Raw genomic sequence first — 21,043 nt, 5'->3', positions numbered from 1 at the left:
GACGAATAAAGTTCGGAGCCGCGCTGACCTTCTACGATGTGTGAATCCGATAGCGTGAAACGGGGGAGGGACAGGGAGGGGGTCAGGCCTGCGGGTACTCCCGCGTCCCCATGATCGCCGACCCCACGCGGACATAAGTGGCGCCGAGCTGGATCGCGAGCTCAAAATCCGAGCTCATGCCCATGGAGAGCTCCGGCACGCCATTGCGCCTGGCGATATCCGCGAGCAGCGCGAAATGCGGCGAGGCCTGCTCGTCCACCGGCGGCACGCACATGAGCCCCGCAATCTCCAGCCCGTATTTGTCGCGGCAGGCGGCGACGAAGGCGTCGGCGTCCTGCGGCAGAACCCCCGCCTTCTGCGGCTCGGCGCCGGTGTTGACCTGAATGAAGAGGCGCGGGCGCTTGCCTTGTCTCTTCATCTCCTCGGCGAGCGCCTGCGCGATCTTCTCGCGATCGACGCTCTGGATCACGTCGAAGGTCTCGACGGCTTCCTTGGTCTTATTGGACTGCAGCGGGCCGATGAGATGCAGCTCTATCCCCGGAAATTTCTCGCGCAGCGCCGGCCATTTGCCCATGGCCTCCTGCACGCGGTTCTCGCCGAAGACGCGCTGGCCGGCGTCGAGCAGCGGCAGCACGTCCTCGGCCGGGAAGGTCTTGGTCACGCAGACGAGCGTGACGGTCGCGGGGTCGCGGCCGCAATCCGAGGCGGCGCGCGCGATGGCGTCTTTGGCGTTGTTCAGGCGGTCGATGATGGACAATGGCTCACTCTCGCGGGGGCTCGCTGAACGGATATTACGGCCGAGGTCGAAAATCCATGGGCGGGAAGAATGAGACGCCCCGATAGCGCTTTTGCCGCGATCGAGGGCGGCGGAGCTTACGCATAGGGAACCCCTTCCTCTCGAAGCCGTTAGGTCTGCGATGTTTGCCGCCGCCAACGGAGCGGCGCGGCCGGGAGGTTGAAAATGACCCATATCGAAGCCTCTTCCACCGAACCTTTTGCCGTCCACACCGCCCATTGCCGGGCCAAATGGGGTTGGATCGTCGCCTTGGGCGCGCTCTTTATCGCCGGCGGCGTCTTTGCGCTGTTCAACGTCTTTGCGGCGACGATCGTCACTGTGATCTATATCGCCGCGGCGATGGTCGTCGCGGGCGGCTGGGAGATCGTCACCGCGTTTCATATCCGCCCCATGGGGCGCGCCGTGCTGTGGGGCGTCGTCGGCGCGATCACGGTCTTCGCGGGATTGGCGACCGCGCGCTATCCGCTCGTCGCGGCCATGTCGCTGACGGCGCTCGTCGGCGCGCTGCTGATCGCGGGCGGGATCATGAAGCTCGTCCTCGCCTATCAATTGCGCGATTTGAGCCGCTGGCAGCTCATCGCGCTGGCTGGCGGCCTCAGCTTGCTGCTCGGCGTGCTGATTCTCGCCGAATGGCCCGTGTCGGGGCTTTATATCCTCGGGCTTTTCCTGGGCGTGAATCTCATCTTCGAGGGCGTCGGCTGGGTGGCGATGGGGCTCGCGGCGAAGCCTGCGGAGAGAATGGCCGCGTAAGCCAGGGCTCCGAATTTGGGTTAACGAGCAGACGTGTTCCGGCGTCATGGCCGCGCTTGTCGCGGCCATCCACGCCGCGCCGCCACGGAAAAGCTGAGAACATGAGCAGAACAACGCCGCTTCTTCTCTCGTAATGTCCCGGCGTGGATGCCCGCGACAAGCGCGGGCATGACGCGGCTACGTAGGGTTTGTGGAATCGGAGCCACGGGGCCGCACGTGAGGCCTTGCAGGGACCATGCAAGGCTTTTAGTGCGCGAATTTTATGATGGCGAAAACCGCCCCGATCAGCGCGAGATTGAACCCGAAAACCCGGCGTAAAATGTCGTTCTTGGACTGGGAAATCTCCAGCCGAAGCCGCGCCTCGGCCTCGGCGAAGTCGCGATGCAGCAGCTCTGTTCCGTGCTTGAGTTCGGCGATGTCCGTCTTTGTCGCCACGCTTTCGGAAAAGGCGGTCTCCAGCGCTTCGGCCGAGGCGCGCGCCTGCTCTGGCGAGAACCCGCCGCGGGTGAGCTGGTCGTATAAGCAAGGGGATTGAAAAGGACCTGGGCTGTCATGGCGCCAGATATAACGCTGTCGGCCCCATCGGGCGTGGCCGTCCCCTTTGACATCCCCCCTCCCGCCCGGCATTTAGAGGCGCACATTCACGCCTCCCACCGGACAGCCGCCGCAGATGAGACCCGACCGCTATAATTTCGCCGAATCCGAGCCGCGCTGGCAGAAGGTCTGGGAGGGGGCGCAAGTCTTCAAGGCGGGGACGAAGCCCGAGGCGCCCAAATATTACGTGCTGGAGATGTTCCCCTATCCGTCGGGGCGCCTCCACATGGGCCATGTGCGCAACTATTCCATGGGCGACGTCATCGCCCGCTATATGCGCGCCAAAGGTTTCGACGTTCTGCATCCGATGGGCTGGGACGCCTTCGGCCTGCCGGCGGAAAACGCCGCGGCGCAGACCGGCGCGCATCCGGCCAAATGGACCTACGCCAATATCGCCGCCATGCGCGCCCAGCTCAAAACGCTGGGCCTGTCGCTCGACTGGTCGCGCGAGATCGCGACTTGCGACCCCGAATATTACGGCCGCCAGCAGAAGCTCTTTCTGGATTTTCTGAAAGCGGGCATCGTCGACCGCAAGAAATCCAAGGTGAATTGGGACCCGGTCGATATGACCGTGCTCGCCAATGAGCAGGTGATCGACGGCCGCGGCTGGCGCTCCGGCGCGCTTGTCGAGCAGCGCGAGCTGACCCAGTGGTTTTTGAAGATCACCAGCTATTCCGTCGAGCTGCTCGAAGCGCTCGATACGCTGGAGCGCTGGCCCGACAAGGTGCGCCTCATGCAGCGCAACTGGATCGGCCGTTCGGAAGGCATGCTGGTGCGTTTTGCGCTCTCGCAGCCGCTCGACGAGGCGCGCGAGGTCGAGGTCTTCACCACGCGGCCCGACACGCTCTTCGGCGCAAAGTTTGTCGCGCTCGCCGCCGACCATCCGCTGGCCAAGGCCGCCGCCGCGAAGAACCCCGCGCTTGCCGCCTTCTGCGATGAATGCCGTCGCGGCGGCACCTCGGCGGAGGCGATCGAGACCGCCGAGAAGCAGGGTTTCGATACGGGGCTGCGCGTTGTCCACCCGTTCGATCCGAACTGGTCCCTGCCGGTCTATGTCGCGAATTTCATTCTCATGGACTACGGCACGGGCGCCATCTTCGGCTGTCCGGCGCATGACCAGCGCGACCTCGATTTCGCGATCAAATACGGCCTTGGCTTCAAGGCGGTGGTCTGCCCGGAAGGCGTTGACCCCGTTGAACTCGAAGCGAAGATCGCCAAGAGCGGCGAGGCCTTCGACGGCGACGGCAAGCTCGTGAACTCCTCCTTCCTCGACGGCTTCACCGTCGAGCAGGCAAAGGAGGAGGTTGCCAACCGCCTTGAGACGACGGCGCTGTCCAACGCGCCGCAGGGCGTCCGCAAGGTGAATTACAAGCTGCGCGACTGGGGCGTCTCGCGCCAGCGCTATTGGGGCTGCCCGATCCCCATCGTCCATTGCGAGACCTGTGGTCCCGTGCCGGTGCCGGACGCCGACCTGCCGGTGAGGCTGCCCGAGGACGTCACCTTCGACCAGCCGGGCAATCCGCTCGATCGCCATCCGACCTGGAAGAACGTCCCCTGTCCCTCCTGCGGCAAGCCGGCGCGCCGCGAGACCGACACGATGGACACCTTCGTCGATTCGTCCTGGTATTACGCGCGCTTCACCGACCCGCACAACGCCGAGGCTCCCGCGGCCCCGGAAGCGCTGAAGCGCTGGCTGCCCGTCGACCAATATATTGGCGGGATCGAGCATGCGATCCTGCATCTGCTCTATTCCCGCTTCTTCGCCCGCGCCATGCGCGACAGCGGCCATGCGGCCGTCGCCGAGCCCTTCGCCGGCCTCTTCACGCAGGGCATGGTCGTGCACGAGACCTACCGCGCCGACGGGCAGTGGGTTTCGCCCGCGGCGATCCGGATCGAAAGCGGGGAGGGCGGACGCCGCGCCTTCCTGCTCGACGGCGGCGCCGAGGTCGACATCGGGCCGATTGAAAAGATGTCGAAGTCGAAGAAGAACACGGTCGACCCCGACGACATCGTGGCGAGTTATGGCGCTGACACCGCGCGGCTCTTCGTGCTCTCCGACAGCCCGCCGGACCGCGACGTGATCTGGTCCGACGAAGGCGCTCAAGGCGCCTGGCGCTTCGTCCAGCGCCTGTGGCGCATCACCGGCGAGCTCGGCCGCGTGGCCGCGCCTCTCGGGGCGGAGGCGCCGGCGGAGATAGGCCCAGAGGCGCTCAAAGTTCGCAAGGCGACGCATAAGACCGTCGCCCTGGTGAGCGAGAATATCGAGCGGTTGCGCTTCAACAGCGCCATCGCCCGCAACCGCGAATATGTGAATGAGCTGACGGCGGCGCTCGACGCCGTGACGGAAACCCCTGTCGGCGCCGATCTCGCCTTCGCCTTCCGCGAGGCGGCGGATGCGCTGGCGCGCCTCGTCGCGCCGATGACGCCGCATGTGGCCGAGGAATGCTGGAAGGATCTTGGTCACAAAGGCCTGGTATCTGAGGCGCCGTGGCCCATTGCCGAGCCGGCGCTCGTGGCGCAGGATATGATAAGCTTGCCTGTGCAGGTGAACGGCAAGAAGCGTGCGGAAATTCTCGTGGCGCATGACGCCGATGAGGAAACCATTCGCCAGGAGGCGCTGGCTCAGGAGGGCGTCATCCGCGCCATCGAGGGCAAGCCTTTGAAGAAGTTCATTCTCGTGCCGAAGAGGATCGTCAATGTGGTCGTTTGAGCGACTCTGGACCGCGAGCCTTCAGGCTCGCCCGACGCCATGCGCGCCCGAAGGCGCGCGGTCCGAACGGTTGCGGGGCTTTTTCCTGATGTTGGCCGCCGCCCTTCCGCTCGGCGGCTGCATCGAGCCGCTCTACGGCGCGAATGGCGCTTTTGATTCCTCGCCGCTCGCCTCGGAGCTTCAGGCAATTCAAGTCGACGAGATTCAGGGCCGCATGGGCCATTATCTCCACAATGAGCTGATCTACGCCTTCAACGGCACAGGCTCGACGGTTCAGCCGCGCTATCGCCTCACCATCACGCTGCGCGAGCGCGTGCAGACGCCGATCCTCGACACGGTCACCGGCCGCGCGACATCCGCCACCGTCATCGCCGACGCCGACTATCGCCTCGTCACTGTGCCGCAGAATGTGGAAGTGACCAAGGGGACGGCCTTCAACATTGCGAGCTACGATCGCTTCTCGAACCGCTTCGCCAATGTCCGCGCCGCGCGCGACGCCGAGATACGCGACGCCAAGGTGATCGCGGATTCGATCCGCACGCGCGTTGCGACAGAGATGGCGGCGCGGGCCCCGGCCCTCTCGCGCTGACGCGGGAGAGGGGTGGCGCGTTTATCCACTACGCCGTCATTGCGAGCGCAGCGAAGCAACCCAGAGCAACGCCCGCGGCTCTGGATTGCTTCGCTGCGCTCGCAATGACGGTCATCCCCGTTAGCGGGGCAGGGACAGGGAGGGGGCTGAACCTTGGTCGCCGTCTCGGGCCGCGAGGCTGAGCGCTTCGTTGCGTCTCCGCCGGAGAATATCTTTCTCTTTCTCGTCCATGGCGCCGACGCCGGCATGGTGCGCGAGCGGGCGCTCGCAATTGTCGGCAAGCGCGTGGACGATCGCCACGATCCCTTCCAGTTCGTGGAGCTCTCGGGCGACGCCGTTGCCTCCGATCCGCTGACGCTCCTCGATGAAGCCAACACCACGCCGCTTTTCGGCGGACGGCGCGCCATTCTCGTCGAGACCGGCGCGAAATCCGTTATTCCGGCGGTCACCTCGCTCGTCTCGGCGCCGCCCGCCGCCTGCACCGTGGTTTTGACGGCCAGTGCGCTGAAGAAGGACGCGCCGCTGCGCAAGCTGGTCGAGGGGGCGAAGCAGGGGGCGGGAATCGAATGCCTGCCCGACACCGAGCAGGATATTCACGCCCTCGTCGACCGCACGCTGCGTGAGGCCAATCTTGTCGCGACGCCGGAAGCGCGCGCGCTTCTCCTCGCGGCGCTGGGCGAGGATCGGCTCATGAGTCGCGCCGAACTCGCCAAGCTCGTCCTTTACATGCATGGGCGCGAGCATGTCGAAGCGGCGGATGTCGAGGCGATCGTCGCGCATGCCTCGAGCATCGCTTCTGACCGAGTTCTAGCGGCGGCTTTTGCCGGCGACGCGGGCGAGACGCTCGATGCTTATTTCGCGCAAGGGGGCGACGCGGGCGCGGTCCTCTTCGGCGCGCTGCGTTACGCCGTGGCGCTGCATCGCGCGCGGCTCACGATCGAGCGCGAGAGTGGACGCACGGACGCTGGTGTCACGGCGCTGTTTCGCGCCGGCTTCGGCTTCATGCATCGCGCCCTGATGGAGGAGCAGCTCAAGGCCTGGACCTCGCTGCGTCTCGCCGCGCTGATCGAGCCGCTGCGCGAGGCCCAAACCCGCGCCCGCGCCAATGCGGCAAGCGCGCAAATGGAGGCCGAGCGGGCGTTGTGGCGGGTCGCGAAGGCGGCGCGGCGAAGGTGATTGCGAGTCTCGGACCGCGAGCCTTCAGGCTCGCATTTTTTAAGCGAGCCTGAAGGCTCGCGGTCCTATTCCGCTCAAGCCGCGCTGGCGAGGCTCTCGAACAGCGCGCGGCCATCGACGCCGCCGACCAGCGGGTCGATGAGATTCTCGGGATGCGGCATTAGCCCGAGCACGTTGCGCTGTGCCGAATAGATCCCCGCAATGTCGTTGCGCGAGCCATTCGGATTCGCGGCGCCGCCTATGACGCCCGCCGAATCGCAGTAGCGGAAAGCCACTAACCCTTCGCCCTCCAGCCGCTCGATGGTCGCGTCGTCGGCTTCGTAATTGCCTTCGCCATGGGCGATGCAAACTTCGATTGCCTGACCCTTGGCGTAGTGGCGCGTGAAGGCCGTGTCGTTTCGCTCGACACGCAGATGCTGCATCTTGCAGACGAAGCGCAGATTGGCGTTGCGCATCAGCACGCCCGGCAGGAGGCCGCTCTCGCAGAGAATCTGGAAGCCGTTGCAGACGCCGAGCACCAGCCCGCCGCGCGCCGCATGCGCCCGCACCGCATCCATGATGGCGGCGCGGCCGGCGATGGCGCCGCAGCGCAGATAGTCGCCATAGGAGAAGCCGCCGGGCAGAACGACCAAGTCCAGGCCGGCCGGCAGCTCATGGTCGGCGTGCCAGAGCATGGCGGGCTTCTTCCCCGTCGCCTGCTCGAGCGCGCGCGCCATGTCGCCTTCGCGATTGGAGCCAGGGAAGACGATGACGGCGGCTTTCATGTCTTTAACTCACTTCCTATCAACCACGTTATTGCGAGGAGCGAAGCGACGAAGCAATCCGGAGCCCCGGTGTGGCTCTGGATTGCTTCGCTGCGCTCGCAATGACGGGCGCGAATGTCACAGGTCGATCTGGTAGTTCTCGATGACGGTGTTGGCGAGGAGCTTCTCGCAGGCGGCGGTGAGCTGCGCCTTCGCGGCGGCGGGGTCGGCGCCCGCCATCTCCACGTCGAACACCTTGCCCTGACGGACGCTGGCGACGCCCTCGACGCCGAGCGCGTTTAACGCGCCTTCGATCGCCTTGCCTTGCGGATCGAGGACGCCGTTTTTCAGGGTGACGACGACACGTGCTTTCATGGGGCTCGATTTCCGTTTCTTTGGCGACACGGTTAGCGGCCTTGCGCGAAAAGGGCAAGCGTTCCGCGCGGGGCGCGCTCGCTAGAGGAGGCCCGTGTCGCGATAGATGTCACGGAGCGACAGTCGCGTGCCGATGATCGGCAGGTCGAGCTGGGCGTCGGCCGTTTCGAAACGGCGCTCGGCGAAGCCGGCCTTGCGGTCGTAGGAGACGACTTCGACGGCGTCTTGAGCGACGACCACATATTGAAAAAGCGAGGGCAAAGCGGCGTAGGCTTTGCGCTTCCAGCGCAGGTCCTTGTTGGCCGTCGATGGAGAAAGGACTTCGAAAGCGACGATCATGTCGTTGCATTCGACGCCTGCTAGCCGATCATTCGGGCGAATCAGCACATCGGGGACAGGGACGTTGATCGCTGAGAGGCGCACGCCAATCCCAGGCACCGCCACCCATTTCGCATCGGTTTCTCGTGCGAGCTGGGCAAGCAGAACAATGAGGTTAGTCGCAATGATTTGATGCAGAAAACTGGGCGACGCGTTCAAGACCGGCTCCCCCTCGATCAGCTCCCATTTTTCGTCGTCGGGGCGTGCGGCGGTGAACGCGAAGAATTCCTCCGCGTTCATCGGTCGAGGGTCGAGAAAAGGGACGCCCATGGCCTCCTCTTTCTGGTCGGTCTCCTATTGCACCAGCTTGGGCGCGCCGACGCGGACAGTTTCGCCTTCCTGCATGATGCCGAGCCGGCGGGCGACCTCTGTATAGGCCTCCACCAGCCCGCCGAGATCACGGCGGAAGCGGTCCTTGTCCAGCTTGTCGTTGGACTTGATGTCCCACAGACGGCAGCTATCGGGCGAGATTTCGTCGGCGACGACGATCCGCATCATGTCGCCTTCCCACAGCCGGCCGCACTCCATCTTGAAATCGACGAGGCGGATGCCGACGCCCAGGAACAAGCCGGAGAGGAAATCGTTGACGCGAATGGCGAGCGCCATGATGTCGTCGATCTCCTGGGGCGTCGCCCAGCCAAAGGCGGTGATATGCTCTTCCGACACCATCGGATCGTCGAGCGCGTCGTTCTTGTAGTAGAACTCGATGATCGAGCGCGGCAACTGCGTGCCTTCCTCGATGCCGAGGCGCTTGGCCAGCGAGCCAGCGGCCACGTTGCGCACGACGACTTCCAGCGGAACGATCTCGACCTCGCGGATGAGCTGCTCGCGCATGTTCAACCGGCGGATGAAATGCGTCGGCACCCCAATGTTGTTGAGGTTCTGGAAGATATATTCCGAGATGCGGTTGTTGAGGACGCCCTTGCCATCGATGACTTCATGCTTTTTGGCGTTGAAGGCGGTGGCGTCATCCTTGAAATGCTGAATCAACGTGCCAGGCTCCGGGCCCTCGTAGAGGACCTTGGCCTTGCCTTCGTAGATACGGCGACGGCGGTTCATTGGGATCAACCGGGGCTTGAGAAAGTCCATGGGGTCGGCCGCGGCTCCTCCGATATGGTCCCGCGACCGGGATTCGTCCAGGGAGCGGGGGGCTAAAGGTGACCGACCGCAACGATGCGCGGTCGTAACGTCTTTGGGGGCCAGTGACAAGCCAGTGGCCGCCTTATAAAGGCGACGCCTCACTTTATCCGAAACGGATAGCCGATACAACGCGCTATTTTTGGCTGCGTTTCGCCTTTTTTTGCCATTGGCGCCCGAATATTTTGCAAAGGCGGCTTGGCATTGGCGCCGGACGCAGTTTTCGCCTATATGCGTGCGGCGCATTCAAGATGCGGCGCGCGGCGGATTCGCCGCCGGATTCCAATATAAAGACAAAACCGGCCGAGGAATGGACATGAGCACTTTCGACCAGCGCGAAGATTCGTTCGAGAAACGCTACGTCCACGATGAAGAGCTGAGATTCCGCGCCGAGGCGCGCCGCAACAAGCTCGTCGGCCTCTGGGCGGCGGAGAAGCTCGGCAAGACGGGCGCGGACGCCCAGGCCTATGCCGAGGCCCTGGTGGCGGCGGAAGTCTCCGCGCATGCCGATGAGCAGGTCATCGCGACGGTGAAAAAGGACTTCGAGGCCGCCGGCGTCGACCAGTCCGAACATCAGATCCGTCGCACGATGGACGAGATGCTCGCCAAGGCCAAGGCGGAAATCCAGGCGGGCGAGTAAGGCAGCGGGCGCCCGCGAATGGCAATGCCTCCCCTTAATGGGGAGGCCGGCCATTGCCGCTGTGCCGCTGGACCGCGAGCCTTCAGGCTCCCCGTCATTGCGAGCGGAGCGAAGCAATCCAGAGCCGCAATGGCTGCTCTGGATTGCTTCGTCGCTTCGCTCCTCGCAATGACGAGCGGTCCAAAGGCGTTCTTTTAAGCTTTGCGCGCGAAGCTCCGCCCATGCGCGAATCCTCTTCTCAAATCGCCCGTCCGAAGCCTCTGCCCGACGCCGCGCGGTTTTCCGCCGCGCCGCAAATAGCCCGAGAGGCCGGCCTTTGGCTGCGGGCGCTCGCGGGCGAGAAACGCGCCTCGCGTCACACGATCGACGGCTATGGGCGCGACGTCGCCGGCTTTCTGGCCTTTCTCACGGAACATCTCGGCGCCCGGCCCGATTCTGCTGCGCTCCTCGCCTTGCAGCCGGCGGATTTGCGCGCCTATCTGGCCAAGCGCCGTAATGAGGGGCTCGAGAACCGCTCGCTGCTGCGGGCGCTCGCCGCCATTCGCAACTTCCTGCGCTTTTTAGAAAAGAAGGGGCTCGCCAAAACCGATCTCTTCGGCGCCGTGCGCGCGCCCAAGAAGCCGCACAGCCTGCCCAAGGCGCTCGCCGTCCAAGACGCCCGCGATCTCATCGACCCCGAGCAGCGGGCGGGCGAGGCGCGCGAACCCTGGGTGCTGGCGCGGGACGCGGCCGTGCTCGCTTTGCTCTATGGCGCGGGGCTGCGCATCTCCGAGGCGCTGTCGATCGCGCACAAAGATGCGCCGATCGGCGGGGTCGACCGGGTGACGATCACCGGCAAAGGGGGCAAGACGCGCACGCTTCCCGTGATCGAGCCCGTGCGGCGCGCGATCGAATCCTATCTCGCGATCTGCCCCTATGAACTCTCCGGCGGTCCGCTTTTTGTGGGCGCCAAGGGCGGTCCGCTGTCGCCGCGAATCGTGCAGCTCGCCGTGCAGCGCCTGCGCGGCGCGCTGGGCCTGCCCGACAGCGCGACGCCCCATGCGCTGCGCCATTCTTTCGCGACGCATCTTCTGGGTCGGGGCGGCGACCTGCGCACGATCCAGGAGCTGCTGGGTCATGCCTCGTTGTCGACGACGCAGATTTATACGGCCGTCGACAAGAAGCGCCTGCTCGACGCTTATAAATCGGCGCATCCGCGGGCGGATTAGCATCGGCGCGCCCAAGAATATTTCAGTAGATCGGGTCGATCAGGCTGCCGGTCGTGGGCGCGGCGCCGAGAGTGGGCGCGACGGTGTAGCCGCCGTGAATATTCGTCGCCGAATATTTGCCGCCGGCGATCAATCCGCGCAGCGCGAAGTAACTGTTCCCGGAGCCGTAGGAGATGACATAGCTCGGGGTGCGCGCGCCAGCCCCATCGTTGTCCTTGCCCGTCTCGCTCGATCCGCCTGTGATGGTGATCTTGCTCGAATTGGCCATGGTGATCTGCGCGTTTTCCGAGGCGACTGTTGCGAGGCGTCCGTTCCGATAGAAGAAATTGTTCGAGATGTTCCAATTGATCGCATGTTCGAGCACGATGGCGGCCTTGCCGTTGCGATCGAAGAAGCAGTTCGAAACATTATTGCCAAACGCCGCGTCGGCGCCGCTGGCCCAGGTGGAAATCCCCGGCCCATTGTTCCATTCGAAGCGTGTGTTCGTGATGGTGTTGGCGTTGCTCCCCGAGCGCAGGTCGAGTCCGGGCCCCCAATTATTGGCGAAGTCGACGTTCGAGAGGTAGGAGTCGACGATATTCAAAATTCCGGTGTTGTTAGCGCCGAAGGTGCTGTTGGTGATGCGCATGAAGCTCGTATAGGGCGCATTGACGCCGCCGAGACCCACGCCGCAATTAACGACAGTCAGATTGTCGATGCTGAGCGAAAAGCTGCCGTGTGAAATGCCGGTCATGTTGGACGACGCGCAGTCGAGGAAGAGGCCGACAATCGCGCCGCCGTCGGTGACCGATGTGACGTCGAGAAGATAGGCCGAGCCCGCCTTGCCTTTGAGGATCGGCCGGGTCGCCGTGTTCGTGGCGTTGTCCATGCCATATTGCTGGACGGCCAAGCCTTGCAGTCGGTTTCCCGAGTTCATATGCACATTGCCGACAATGTAACTGCCCGCGTCGACCCAGCAGGTCTTATTGGCGGCGAGGCAGTTATTGAAGGCGGCGGTGTCGTCGTTCGCGTCAGCGCCATTCGCGCCATAATCCGAAACCGATGCGATGACGACGGCCTGCGTCGGCGACGAGAAAGCAAGGAGCGACAAGGCAAGCGCGATCAGAAAGCGTTTCATAATATTCTCCCAATATTTGGCCCTCGAAATCCGGCAGTGTCATAAAATCTATAGCCTGGCCGGGCAGGCCGAAGTCTGCCCGAGCATGTTATGCAAGCATTGAATGCCTTGCCGGTGGGTGAGCGCTACTCCACCGGCTCCACCGCCGTAATCTCGATCCCGAATCCCGACAGTCCCACAAACGCCCGCGGCTTTGCGGATGAAGACCGCAGGCGGATCGACGACACGCCGATGTCCTTCAAAATCTGCGCGCCGAGGCCGACGTCGAGCCATTGCCGCTTGCGCGTCTCTTCGGCGTTCTCGTCCGGGAGGCCGACCACATTGGTCGGCACGCCGGCCGCGCCGTCGCGCAAATAGACGAGCACGCCATGCCCCTCGCGGGCGAAGCGCGCGAGGGTCTTCTTGATGGTCGGCGCGCCGCCCATCACGTCGGCGAGAATATCGGCGCGATGCAGCCGCGCCGGCACGTCGCGGCCGTCGCCGATCGCGCCCATCACAAAGGCGAAATGCTGCACGCTGTCGAAGGGCGTGACATAGGCGTGGCCGGTGAGATCGCCATATTCCGTATGCACCGGGAAGGTGGCGACGCGCTCGACGAGCTTCTCGCGCGCTTGGCGATAGGCGATGAGATCGGCCACCGAGACCAGCTTGAGTCCGTGCTTTTGCGCGAATTCGACGATCTGCGACCCGGTCATCACCGTGCCGTCGTCATTGGCCAATTCGCAGATGACGCCGACCGGCGGCAGGCCCGCGAGCCGGCACAGATCCACGGCGGCTTCCGTATGGCCGGAGCGCATCAGCACGCCGCCGTCCTTGGCGATGAGCGGGAAGACATGGCCCGGCCGCACGAAATCGCCCGCGCCCATATTGCCGTTGGCCAGCGCCCGCACCGTATTGCAGCGCTGCTCGGCGGAGATGCCGGTGGTGAGCCCATGGCGCACGTCGACCGAGACGGTGAAGGCCGTGCCGAGCGGCGCGTCATTCTGCGCCACCATGGGCGCAAGATGGAGCCGCCGCGCCTCTTCGAGCGTTAAGGGCGCGCAGACGATGCCGCAGCAATTGCGGATGATGAAGGCCATTTTTTCAGGCGTGCATAGCGACGCCGCGATGACGAGATCGCCCTCATTCTCGCGGTCGTCGTCGTCGGTGACGACGACAATCTCGCCGCGCGCAATGGCCTCGATGGCCTCAGTGATGGAGTGGGACAAGCGGGTCTCCAAAAGGCGCCGGACGGCGCCGCTCCCGCATATGTAGCGGCGCAGGCGCGCCGATTCAAATCGCGCTCATTCGCTCGGCTGGGCGCTTGCGATGCGCGGCGCGCCGCAGTTTGCGCAGGGGAGGAAGTGGAGCTGCCCCGCCGGAAGGCCGTTCGTCGGCTCGCGGCGGGCAGGGGCGTCGACGGCGTCCGTGGAGACGAGCTTGATTTGGATATTGTCGCCGATATGCAGGCCCGTATCCTCGATCCATTCGACGCTCTGCTCCCCGGAGGGATCGGAGGAGTCGATGCCGCCCACGCGCAGATCGAGGCCCTCGATGGCAGGGCCGCCGGCCAGGAGGGAGGGAGTTCCGGCTCCCTTGCCGACCCAGGTGAGCATGAAGGAAATGACGCCGTTCTCGTTGACGCCAGCCGTTGCGAGCTTCTCGCCGTTCTTCCAGATTTCGAAGCCGAGCAATCTAGCCTCCTGCCCTTGTCGCTCCGCAATGAATGCGCGCAATATCTTGACAATTAGAAACGGTTTTTCGCAACAATTTTATCGAAATGCGGGCCTTGCCCGTTTCCTCGAGCTCCGAAAGGGCTTCATGCGCATCGCTCACCGACGGTTAACCACAGCGCTTGCGCTGAGCCTGATCTGCGCCGCGCCGCGCGCCGCCAACGCCGCCTGTGCGGAGATGTCGCAAGCGGGCGCCTCCTATACGGTCTGCGACTATGACGCGCGGAAAACGTCGATCAGGCTGTTTCTGCGTGACGCGCGGGGGGAAACCTATGGCGCTTTTTCACGTCTCGCCGATGATCTTTCCTCGAAAGGGCAAAGCCTCATCTTCGCGATGAACGCGGGCATGTATGGCGAGGATTTTTCTCCGGTGGGTCTCTATGTCGAGGCGGGCAAAATGTCGCACGCCGCCAATACGGCGAATGGCGACGGCAACTTTCACCTGAAGCCGAACGGGGTCTTCTGGATCGATGGCGCAAGGGCCGGCGTCACGGAGACAGGGCGGTTCTTAAGATCGGGCGTGCGCCCGGCCTACGCCACGCAATCCGGGCCGATGCTGCTGGTCGGCGGGCGGATCAATCCGCATATTCACGAGAGTGGGACGTCGGAAAAGTTCCGCAACGGCGTCGGGGTCTTCGACGGGCATGTCGTGCGCTTCGCCATCTCGAACCAGCCGGTCACCTTCCACCAATTCGCGTCGCTCTTTCGCGAGCGGCTGAAGTGCCCGGACGCGCTTTTTCTCGACGGCGGCTCTGCTTCGGCGCTCTACGCGCCCTCGATCTCGCGCCATGACCGCTTTCATCCGATGGGGCCGCTGATTGGCGTTGTGGAGAAGGCGGCGCGTTGAGGTTTATCTAAGCGCTCATGAGCGCGCCGACATGCGCCGCGACGGACGCCGCCAAATCGGGCGGGCGATAGCCGCCTTCGAGCAGCGATACGATGCGGCCCTCACAGCGTCGCGCCGCGATTTCCATGATGCGCAGCGTCGCCTCGCGAAAATCCGCTTCCACGAGACGCAGCCCGCCGAGCGGATCGTGAAGATGCGCGTCGAAGCCGGCGCATATGATGACAATATCCGGCCGGAAGGCGTCGAGGCGCGGAAGGATGCGCGCCTCGAGCGCCGCGCGAAAGGCTTCGCCGCCATCGCCTTTGCGCAGCGGCGCATTGACGATGTTGTCGTAAGCGCCGGTCTCCGTAACGGCGCCGGTGCCGGGATAAAGCGGCATCTGATGCGTCGAGCAATAAAGGACGTTCTTCTCACCCCAGAAAATTTCCTGCACGCCATTGCCGTGGTGCAAATCGAAATCGACGATCCCGACGCGCTCGGCGCCATGCGCCGCTAACGCGTGGCGCGTGGCAATGGCGGCGTTGTTGAAGAAGCAGAAGCCCATCGGCGCTTCGGCGCGCGCATGATGGCCGGGCGGGCGCGCGGCGACGAAAGCGTTGCGCGCCTGCTTTTTCATGACGGCGTCGACCGCTGCGACGGCGCCGCCGGCCGCAAGATAGGCGGCGCGCAGCGTGCCCGCGCTCATGACGACGTCATTGCCGAGGCGCGCCTGGCCCTCCTTCGGCGCGGCTTGTTCCAGATGCGCAAGATGCGCGGCCGAATGAACGCGCAGCAGCGCCTCGCGCGACGCTTCGCTCGCCTTGAGACGCGAGAGCGCGGCGAAGCGGGGTTCGCCGAGTTGGGAGAAGATTGCTGTCAGCCGCGCGGGACTGTCGGGGAAGCCGGGGCCGGGATCGTGTTCGAGTTCGGCCGGGTTGGAGACGAAGAGCGTAGACGAGGCCCCCGCCTGCGCGCCGACGGCGGCGAGGCTTGCGGCGCCGGCGAGGGCGGCGCGGCGGGTGATCGAGGCCATGATTGGGGCTCCCTCCGAATTTTCCGTATGTCTCGTCGGCCTTATTCGTCACAGATCACGGCGATGGCCACATACCTCCCCGTTGCACTACCCCGTCATGGCCGGGCTCGTCCCGGCCATCCACGCCGCGCAGTGACGGCTCGTGTTGGGGCGGGAGGCCCCCCTCGAAAAATTATCCACTCGCATGTCGCCCGGATCGGTCTTTGGCGTAGAGCCGGTCCTGTCCGTGGCTGGGCCGTGCCCCTCGGCGTGGGTGGCCGGGACAAGCCCGGCCATGACGTCCCCGAGGTGTAATGACGCCTTTGCCCGTTAAAGGGAGGGCTTCGCTCACCCGCACTGCCCCCTGTGCCGCAAAAAGTGGTCCGCCAGCACGCAGGCCATCATCGCCTCTCCCACCGGAACGGCGCGGATGCCGACGCAGGGGTCGTGACGGCCCTTGGTGACGATCTCGGTCTCATTGCCCGCGCGGTTGATCGTGCGGCGGGGCGTCAAGATCGACGAGGTGGGCTTCACGGCGAAGCGCGCCACAATCGGCTGTCCCGTCGAGATCCCGCCGAGCACGCCACCGGCGTGGTTCGACAAGAAGGTGGGCCCGGCGCGCATCTCGTCGGCGTTTTCCTCGCCCGTCAGCTCCGCGGACGCGAAGCCGTCGCCGATCTCGACGCCCTTCACGGCGTTGATCGACATCATGGCCGCGGCGAGATCGGCGTCGAGCTTGCCATAGAGCGGCGCGCCCCAGCCGGCCGGCGCGCCTTCGGCCACGACCTCCACAACAGCGCCGATGGAGGAGCCGGCCTTGCGCACGCCGTCGAGATAGTCGGCCCATTGCGCGGCCATGACGGCGTCGGGGCAGAAGAGCGGATTGCGCTCGACTTCCGCCCAGTCGAAGCGGCCGCGGTCGATCTTATGCGGCCCAATCTGCACCAGCGCGCCGCGGATCGTGACGCCGGGGAGCACCTTGCGCGCCACCGCGCCGGCGGCGACGCGCGCCGCCGTCTCGCGCGCGGAGGAGCGCCCGCCGCCGCGATAGTCGCGGACGCCATATTTCGCCTCATAGACGTAATCGGCGTGGCCGGGGCGGTATTTATTGGCGATCTCGCCATAGTCCTTCGAGCGCTGGTCGGTGTTCTTGATCATGAGCGCGATGGGCGTGCCGGTCGTCACCTGTCGACCCTCGGCGTCGGTGAAGACGCCGGACAGGATTTTGACGTCGTCCGCCTCGCGCCGTTGCGTGGTGAAGCGCGATTGGCCGGGCTTGCGCTTGTCGAGGAAGCCCTGGATGTCGGCCTCGGTCAGCGCGATACCGGGCGGGCAGCCGTCGACGATCGCGCCGATGGCGATTCCATGGCTTTCGCCGAAAGTGGTGACGCGGAAGAGGTGGCCGAAGCTGTTGTGGGACATTGGCGCGTTCTAAGTCGCGCGGGCAGGCGGGTCAAACCCAGTGGTTCAACAGCCGGTTCAGCGCTGCGAGGTGGCTTCGGGCGCCGCCGGGTTCTCCAAAAGCCGGCGTAGCTGCGCGACGGCCGCATTCACCAGCCCCGCGCGCGGCCGGGCCGGGCCGATCTCGACCGCCGCCATATTGGCAAGCGCCCGGGCGAGATTGTCGGTGGGGCGCCCCATTGCGTCGAACAGCGCGAGGTCGTCGTTCGGCGTCGCGGCGATGCCTTCCGAGACATGCGCGGCGTAATTGCCGATGCGCGCGAGCTCGCCGGAGCAGTCGATGGTGGGCAGGGGCGGGAGCGCCGCAGGCAAAGCGGCGAGCGACGCCGTCGCCTCGAGGCGGGGGGCGGGCGACGGGGCCGGCAGCGCTTTGGCGCGTTGGGCCCGCGCCTCGGAAACGCCGGCCATGATCGACGGCGCAGGGATGAGGTCCGGCGCGGCGGGGGCGGCGCGTCGCCTTCCCCAGCCGACATCGCCGCGGCCATGTGCGGCGAGCCAGCGGGCCCGCAGCGTATTCTGCAAGCCGCGCGGCGCGATCCCCATCGGCACGATGCGCTGCGGCAGCATGCGCATCATGCCGGCGCGCGAGGCCGGCGCGGCGTTCGCCGCCGGGCTCGGAGCCGGCCGGGCTGTCGCGGGAGGCGTCGCGCGCGCCGCCACAGTCGCGCATTGCGCCGGCGCCCAGCGCTCGATAATGGCGCGGGCGCTGTGGCGCTTGTAGTCGACGTAATAGCGCCGCAGCAGCAAAGCCGCGACGGCGGCGCCTTCCTCGGCCGAGGCGAAGGCGACGTGTCCGTCGGCGTCGGCGGCGATCTCGCCGTTCCAGCCGGCGCTTTTCACACACCAGTAATTATTGAGCTTCACGCAGCGTGCCGGTTCGTTGTCGTCGGCGTCGAGGGCGCGTTTCGCCGCGGCGAGCGGGCTCATGTCGAGCCAGAGGGCGCTTTCAACGCGCCAATTATCGACGGCGCGTTTCTCGGGCGCATAGGCGGGCGTCGGCGTGCGCCAAAAGAGCGCGGCGGGCGCGATGACGAGCGGCGGCGGCTTGGCGGGCGCGGCGGCGGCGATCAGCGTCACGAGCGTTTCGATCAGCATGCGCCACGCCCCCGCGCCTTTGGGTAAAACTCAGTCCGGATCGTCGGCGTCGCCGCCGAGCGCCGAGGGCGTGACGAAGCGATGCAGCCGCGCAGCGCCTCTGCGGACCTCGGCCCAATGTTCCGTATTGAAGTCCAGAATGGCAAGCGCGGCCGTCGGAAAGCTCGAGCGCATATGGCCGAGTTCTTTCTCGTCGCCGCTGCCCGCGAGCCAGACGGCGAGCTCGGCGAAGCCTGGATTATGGCCCACCGCCAGCAGGGTTTGCGCCTTGTCGGGCGTCTGCCGCAGCACATCGAGGAGATGGTCGGCCTCGGCGAGATAGATCGTGTTTTCGACGACATGCGTGACATGGCCGGGAAAGGCTTGCAGCGCCAGCTCCATCGTCTGCTTGGCGCGCCGCGCGTTCGAGGCGACGGCAAGATCGGGCGTCATGCCAGCCTCGCGCAGAAAGGCCCCCATGCGGCGGGAGTCGTCCTCGCCGCGCCGCGTGAGCGGGCGCTCGCGGTCTCCACCCGCTGAGTGTCGGTCGGCTTTGCCGTGGCGCAGAAGAAGCAGTCGTCGCATGGCGCCTCTCTAGCACGCATTCGAAAGCGGCGGCTATTGTCGCGCGCTCGATTTACCCAGCTCACGCCCCTTGGAATGCGGGGAAATCGTCGCAGGCTTTACCCGGTAGGGCCCACCGTGCAAGCTCCGCCCCGCCATTCGCCTTAGGGCAATCGGGTGAAAGCTGGGCGTGAGCCAATCCCTCCCCTTTACGGGGAGGGTGGCCCCGCGAAGCGGGGTCGGGTGGGGTAAGCCCCACCGGCTGCCGTTGCTGCGCGAACCCCACCCGGCGGCCTTTGGCCGCCGACCTCCCCGTAAAGGGGAGGTATTGGAGCTCGTGACGCCAAACAGCTATCACCCGATTGCCTGCTTCGCCGCCCGCCCGGGCAAGGGCCTAGAGTGACTATCATGCAAGAGCTTAGACACAGGAAGGCGGTTCTGGCGCGCCTCGTTTTCCTCGGCCTCGTCGCTGCGGCGGCCCTCGCGCCGCTTGCCCCGCGCGCGGGCGAAAGCGACATCGTCCTGGATAATCTCACCTTTACGGTCGGCGCCACGACCTATCGCATTCCCCATCTGGAGCTCAAAGGCGCTTCCCTCTCGGCCATTGATCTCGCCGATCTCTTCAAGGGCGACGCAAAAGCTGTGGATGGACGGCTTGCCCGCCTCACCGCCAAAAGTCTTCGCATTCCCGCGCTCACCAGCGAGACCAGGGCCGAGGGCGCCGTCGAGCGAAGCGCCTATCGCGACATCGACGCCGCCGACGTCGTCGCAGGCAGGATCGCGGTCCTGCGGGCGGCGGGCGCCGAGCAGACGGTGGAAAAACCGGATGGCGGCGCGCAGCATTATCTCTGGGGCGCGAGCGTCGCCAAGGGGATCGACCTGCGCCAACTCGCGCATCTCGCGCTCGCGACGCGCCTCGATTCGCAGGAGACGACAAAGCCTGTCGTCGATGAGGAAAGCGTCGAGCAGCTCGTTATCGAGGACAAGGCCGGGCGGGTGACGACGACGATCGGCCGTCTCGCCGTCACGGGCGTGAGGGGGAGGGCGCTGCCTTTCCCTCTCCCGCAGCTTCGCGACCGGCTGGCGAAATTCGACGCCGACAAGGCGGAGGCCGATCCGGCGCTGCTGAAGGATGTGATCGACGCGGCGGCTTCTTTCGACGTGGCGTCGCTGGACATTCGTGAGATTGCCGCCACGGGCAAGGGCGCGCCGGCAGAGAGCCCCTATACGGTGAAAATCGGCCGCATCGCCGCCAGCGGCGTCGCCAATGGCGCGGTCGGAAGCCTCGCGCTGGAGGATCTCTCGCTCGTCGCCTCCGACGGCGGTCGGCTGGCGCTGAAGCGCTTCGGCCTGCGCGACGCGCGTCTCGCTTCTCTCGTCGAAAGCCCGTTTCCGCAAGTCGGCCATATCGAAGCCAAGGGCCTCGACGGCGATCTCCCGGACGCGCGGCTGGGCGAGAGCGCGCGCATGAAATTCAGCCTCGCGGGCGCCGAGGCGGATTTCGCCGACTTCCGTGAAATTGCGCCGACGAAACTCTCCGGGCGCATGGACCGGCTGGCCATCGACCTCGCGTCGCGCGGCGAAGCGCCCTCGACGGGGCAGTTTCTGGCGCTAGGCTATCGCAATCTCGATCTCTCGGCGTCGCTCGCCGGCGAATGGCGCGAGAAGACCCAGGAGGCGGTTTTTGCGCCCTTGCGCGTCGAGGGGAAGGACATGGGCGCGGCGACGCTCAATGTGACTTTCGGCGGCGTATCGGCGGCCGTTTTTTCGCCCATGGCGATCGTCTCCAAGGCCGCATTGCTGGCGTCCTCGCTGAAGTCGGCGGAGTTGACGCTGGACGGCGGCGCGCTGGTCGAGCGGGTGCTGGCGCTCGAATCGAAAACCGAGAAGAAGCCGGTCGACAAGCTGCGCGCCGACTACGCCAAAACGGCAGCCGCCGCCGTTGCTGTGGTGTTCGGCGGCGGCGAGAAGGCGCGCAAGATCGCCGACGCCGTGGCCGCCTATGTCATGAAGCCCAAGCGGCTGCATGTGCGCCTCGTCTCCGAGAAGGGCGTCAATGCGCTGGACGCGATGGCGCGCAGGCCGGGGGACATATTGGAGAGCATGGAGGTGGAGGCGGTCGCCGAGAGGTAATATCGTTTCCGTTTGAATAGCTGGGACTGGCTTCTCATTCCCGACGGG

General features: G+C 65.6%; 21 protein-coding genes. 8 read left to right on the top strand and 13 right to left on the bottom strand.

The features are described 5' to 3' along the window. Nucleotides 1–82: 82 nt before the first annotated feature. The gene (locus JJT62_RS14835; protein WP_202073546.1) at nucleotides 83–757 is read right to left on the bottom strand and encodes a YggS family pyridoxal phosphate-dependent enzyme; all 675 of its coding nucleotides are present in this window, start codon (nucleotides 755–757) and stop codon (nucleotides 83–85) included. 204 nt (nucleotides 758–961) lie between these two features. Here JJT62_RS14835 and JJT62_RS14830 point away from each other — a divergent pair, with 204 nt between their 5' ends. Then, complete coding sequence (locus JJT62_RS14830; protein WP_202073545.1) at nucleotides 962–1,546, top strand: HdeD family acid-resistance protein; 585 nt, start codon at nucleotides 962–964, stop codon at nucleotides 1,544–1,546. A 246-nt stretch (nucleotides 1,547–1,792) separates the two neighbouring features. Here the strand turns inward: JJT62_RS14830 and JJT62_RS14825 are convergent, their stop codons facing one another. After that, nucleotides 1,793–1,981 (bottom strand): hypothetical protein, encoded by a 189-nt coding sequence (locus tag JJT62_RS14825; RefSeq protein ID WP_202073544.1) that lies wholly within the window; start codon nucleotides 1,979–1,981, stop codon nucleotides 1,793–1,795. Between the two features lie 235 nt (nucleotides 1,982–2,216). On the opposite strand from JJT62_RS14825, the gene leuS reads away from it, so the two are divergent. From leuS to holA, 3 genes are all read left to right on the top strand, one after another. Continuing rightward, nucleotides 2,217–4,850, top strand: a complete 2,634-nt coding sequence (leuS, locus tag JJT62_RS14820; protein WP_202073543.1) for a leucine--tRNA ligase — start codon at nucleotides 2,217–2,219, stop codon at nucleotides 4,848–4,850. An 88-nt stretch (nucleotides 4,851–4,938) separates the two neighbouring features. Then, nucleotides 4,939–5,439: a hypothetical protein gene (locus tag JJT62_RS14815; RefSeq protein WP_246744914.1), complete on the top strand. Its 501-nt coding sequence runs from the start codon at nucleotides 4,939–4,941 to the stop codon at nucleotides 5,437–5,439. 153 nt (nucleotides 5,440–5,592) lie between these two features. Next, nucleotides 5,593–6,615 (top strand): DNA polymerase III subunit delta, encoded by a 1,023-nt coding sequence (holA, locus tag JJT62_RS14810; RefSeq protein ID WP_202073541.1) that lies wholly within the window; start codon nucleotides 5,593–5,595, stop codon nucleotides 6,613–6,615. Nucleotides 6,616–6,689: 74 nt separating this feature from the next. On the opposite strand, the gene purQ is transcribed toward holA, so the two are convergent. The 4 genes from purQ to purC all read right to left on the bottom strand — a co-directional run bounded on the left by purQ (nucleotide 6,690) and on the right by purC (nucleotide 9,200). Continuing rightward, the gene (gene purQ / locus JJT62_RS14805) at nucleotides 6,690–7,379 is read right to left on the bottom strand and encodes a phosphoribosylformylglycinamidine synthase subunit PurQ (protein ID WP_202073540.1); all 690 of its coding nucleotides are present in this window, start codon (nucleotides 7,377–7,379) and stop codon (nucleotides 6,690–6,692) included. A 117-nt stretch (nucleotides 7,380–7,496) separates the two neighbouring features. Next, on the bottom strand, nucleotides 7,497–7,733 hold the full coding sequence (gene purS / locus JJT62_RS14800; protein ID WP_202073539.1) for a phosphoribosylformylglycinamidine synthase subunit PurS: 237 nt from the start codon (nucleotides 7,731–7,733) through the stop codon (nucleotides 7,497–7,499). Nucleotides 7,734–7,814: 81 nt separating this feature from the next. Further along, nucleotides 7,815–8,381, bottom strand: coding sequence for a Uma2 family endonuclease (locus JJT62_RS14795; protein WP_202073538.1), 567 nt, complete (start codon nucleotides 8,379–8,381; stop codon nucleotides 7,815–7,817). Nucleotides 8,382–8,405: 24 nt separating this feature from the next. After that, entirely contained in the window at nucleotides 8,406–9,200 is a 795-nt protein-coding gene (gene purC / locus JJT62_RS14790; protein WP_165047872.1) for a phosphoribosylaminoimidazolesuccinocarboxamide synthase, read from the bottom strand. Between the two features lie 364 nt (nucleotides 9,201–9,564). Here purC and JJT62_RS14785 point away from each other — a divergent pair, with 364 nt between their 5' ends. After that, on the top strand, nucleotides 9,565–9,888 hold the full coding sequence (locus JJT62_RS14785; RefSeq protein WP_202073537.1) for a DUF1476 domain-containing protein: 324 nt from the start codon (nucleotides 9,565–9,567) through the stop codon (nucleotides 9,886–9,888). A gap of 221 nt (nucleotides 9,889–10,109) precedes the next feature. Continuing rightward, nucleotides 10,110–11,096 (top strand): tyrosine recombinase XerC, encoded by a 987-nt coding sequence (locus tag JJT62_RS14780; RefSeq protein ID WP_202073536.1) that lies wholly within the window; start codon nucleotides 10,110–10,112, stop codon nucleotides 11,094–11,096. Nucleotides 11,097–11,118: 22 nt separating this feature from the next. On the opposite strand, the gene JJT62_RS14775 is transcribed toward JJT62_RS14780, so the two are convergent. The 3 genes from JJT62_RS14775 to JJT62_RS14765 all read right to left on the bottom strand — a co-directional run bounded on the left by JJT62_RS14775 (nucleotide 11,119) and on the right by JJT62_RS14765 (nucleotide 13,886). Further along, on the bottom strand, nucleotides 11,119–12,213 hold the full coding sequence (locus tag JJT62_RS14775; RefSeq protein WP_202073535.1) for a right-handed parallel beta-helix repeat-containing protein: 1,095 nt from the start codon (nucleotides 12,211–12,213) through the stop codon (nucleotides 11,119–11,121). 125 nt (nucleotides 12,214–12,338) lie between these two features. Further along, complete coding sequence (gene ribB / locus JJT62_RS14770) at nucleotides 12,339–13,421, bottom strand: 3,4-dihydroxy-2-butanone-4-phosphate synthase (RefSeq protein ID WP_202073534.1); 1,083 nt, start codon at nucleotides 13,419–13,421, stop codon at nucleotides 12,339–12,341. 75 nt (nucleotides 13,422–13,496) lie between these two features. Beyond that, nucleotides 13,497–13,886 (bottom strand): hypothetical protein, encoded by a 390-nt coding sequence (locus JJT62_RS14765; RefSeq protein ID WP_202073533.1) that lies wholly within the window; start codon nucleotides 13,884–13,886, stop codon nucleotides 13,497–13,499. 127 nt (nucleotides 13,887–14,013) lie between these two features. On the opposite strand from JJT62_RS14765, the gene JJT62_RS14760 reads away from it, so the two are divergent. Beyond that, nucleotides 14,014–14,772 carry a phosphodiester glycosidase family protein gene (locus tag JJT62_RS14760; RefSeq protein ID WP_202073532.1) on the top strand — a complete coding sequence of 253 codons (759 nt, stop codon included), beginning with the start codon at nucleotides 14,014–14,016 and terminating at the stop codon, nucleotides 14,770–14,772. 7 nt (nucleotides 14,773–14,779) lie between these two features. On the opposite strand, the gene JJT62_RS14755 is transcribed toward JJT62_RS14760, so the two are convergent. From JJT62_RS14755 to JJT62_RS14740, 4 genes are all read right to left on the bottom strand, one after another. Then, complete coding sequence (locus tag JJT62_RS14755) at nucleotides 14,780–15,784, bottom strand: histone deacetylase family protein (protein ID WP_202073531.1); 1,005 nt, start codon at nucleotides 15,782–15,784, stop codon at nucleotides 14,780–14,782. Nucleotides 15,785–16,111: 327 nt separating this feature from the next. Further along, the gene (aroC, locus tag JJT62_RS14750) at nucleotides 16,112–17,185 is read right to left on the bottom strand and encodes a chorismate synthase (RefSeq protein WP_202073530.1); all 1,074 of its coding nucleotides are present in this window, start codon (nucleotides 17,183–17,185) and stop codon (nucleotides 16,112–16,114) included. A 57-nt stretch (nucleotides 17,186–17,242) separates the two neighbouring features. Continuing rightward, nucleotides 17,243–18,319, bottom strand: a complete 1,077-nt coding sequence (locus JJT62_RS14745; protein WP_202073529.1) for a hypothetical protein — start codon at nucleotides 18,317–18,319, stop codon at nucleotides 17,243–17,245. Between the two features lie 30 nt (nucleotides 18,320–18,349). Then, on the bottom strand, nucleotides 18,350–18,883 hold the full coding sequence (locus JJT62_RS14740) for a histidine phosphatase family protein (RefSeq protein ID WP_202073528.1): 534 nt from the start codon (nucleotides 18,881–18,883) through the stop codon (nucleotides 18,350–18,352). Nucleotides 18,884–19,270: 387 nt separating this feature from the next. Here JJT62_RS14740 and JJT62_RS14735 point away from each other — a divergent pair, with 387 nt between their 5' ends. Then, nucleotides 19,271–20,995, top strand: a complete 1,725-nt coding sequence (locus tag JJT62_RS14735) for a hypothetical protein (protein ID WP_202073527.1) — start codon at nucleotides 19,271–19,273, stop codon at nucleotides 20,993–20,995. Nucleotides 20,996–21,043: the final 48 nt, after the last annotated feature.

The sequence above is a fragment of the Methylocystis sp. Sn-Cys genome, from assembly GCF_016745395.1.
Classification (GTDB): Bacteria; Pseudomonadota; Alphaproteobacteria; order Rhizobiales; family Beijerinckiaceae; genus Methylocystis; species Methylocystis iwaonis.
Note: the sequence above shows the minus strand (reverse complement) of the source record. Positions and strands in the feature narration are given on the sequence as shown.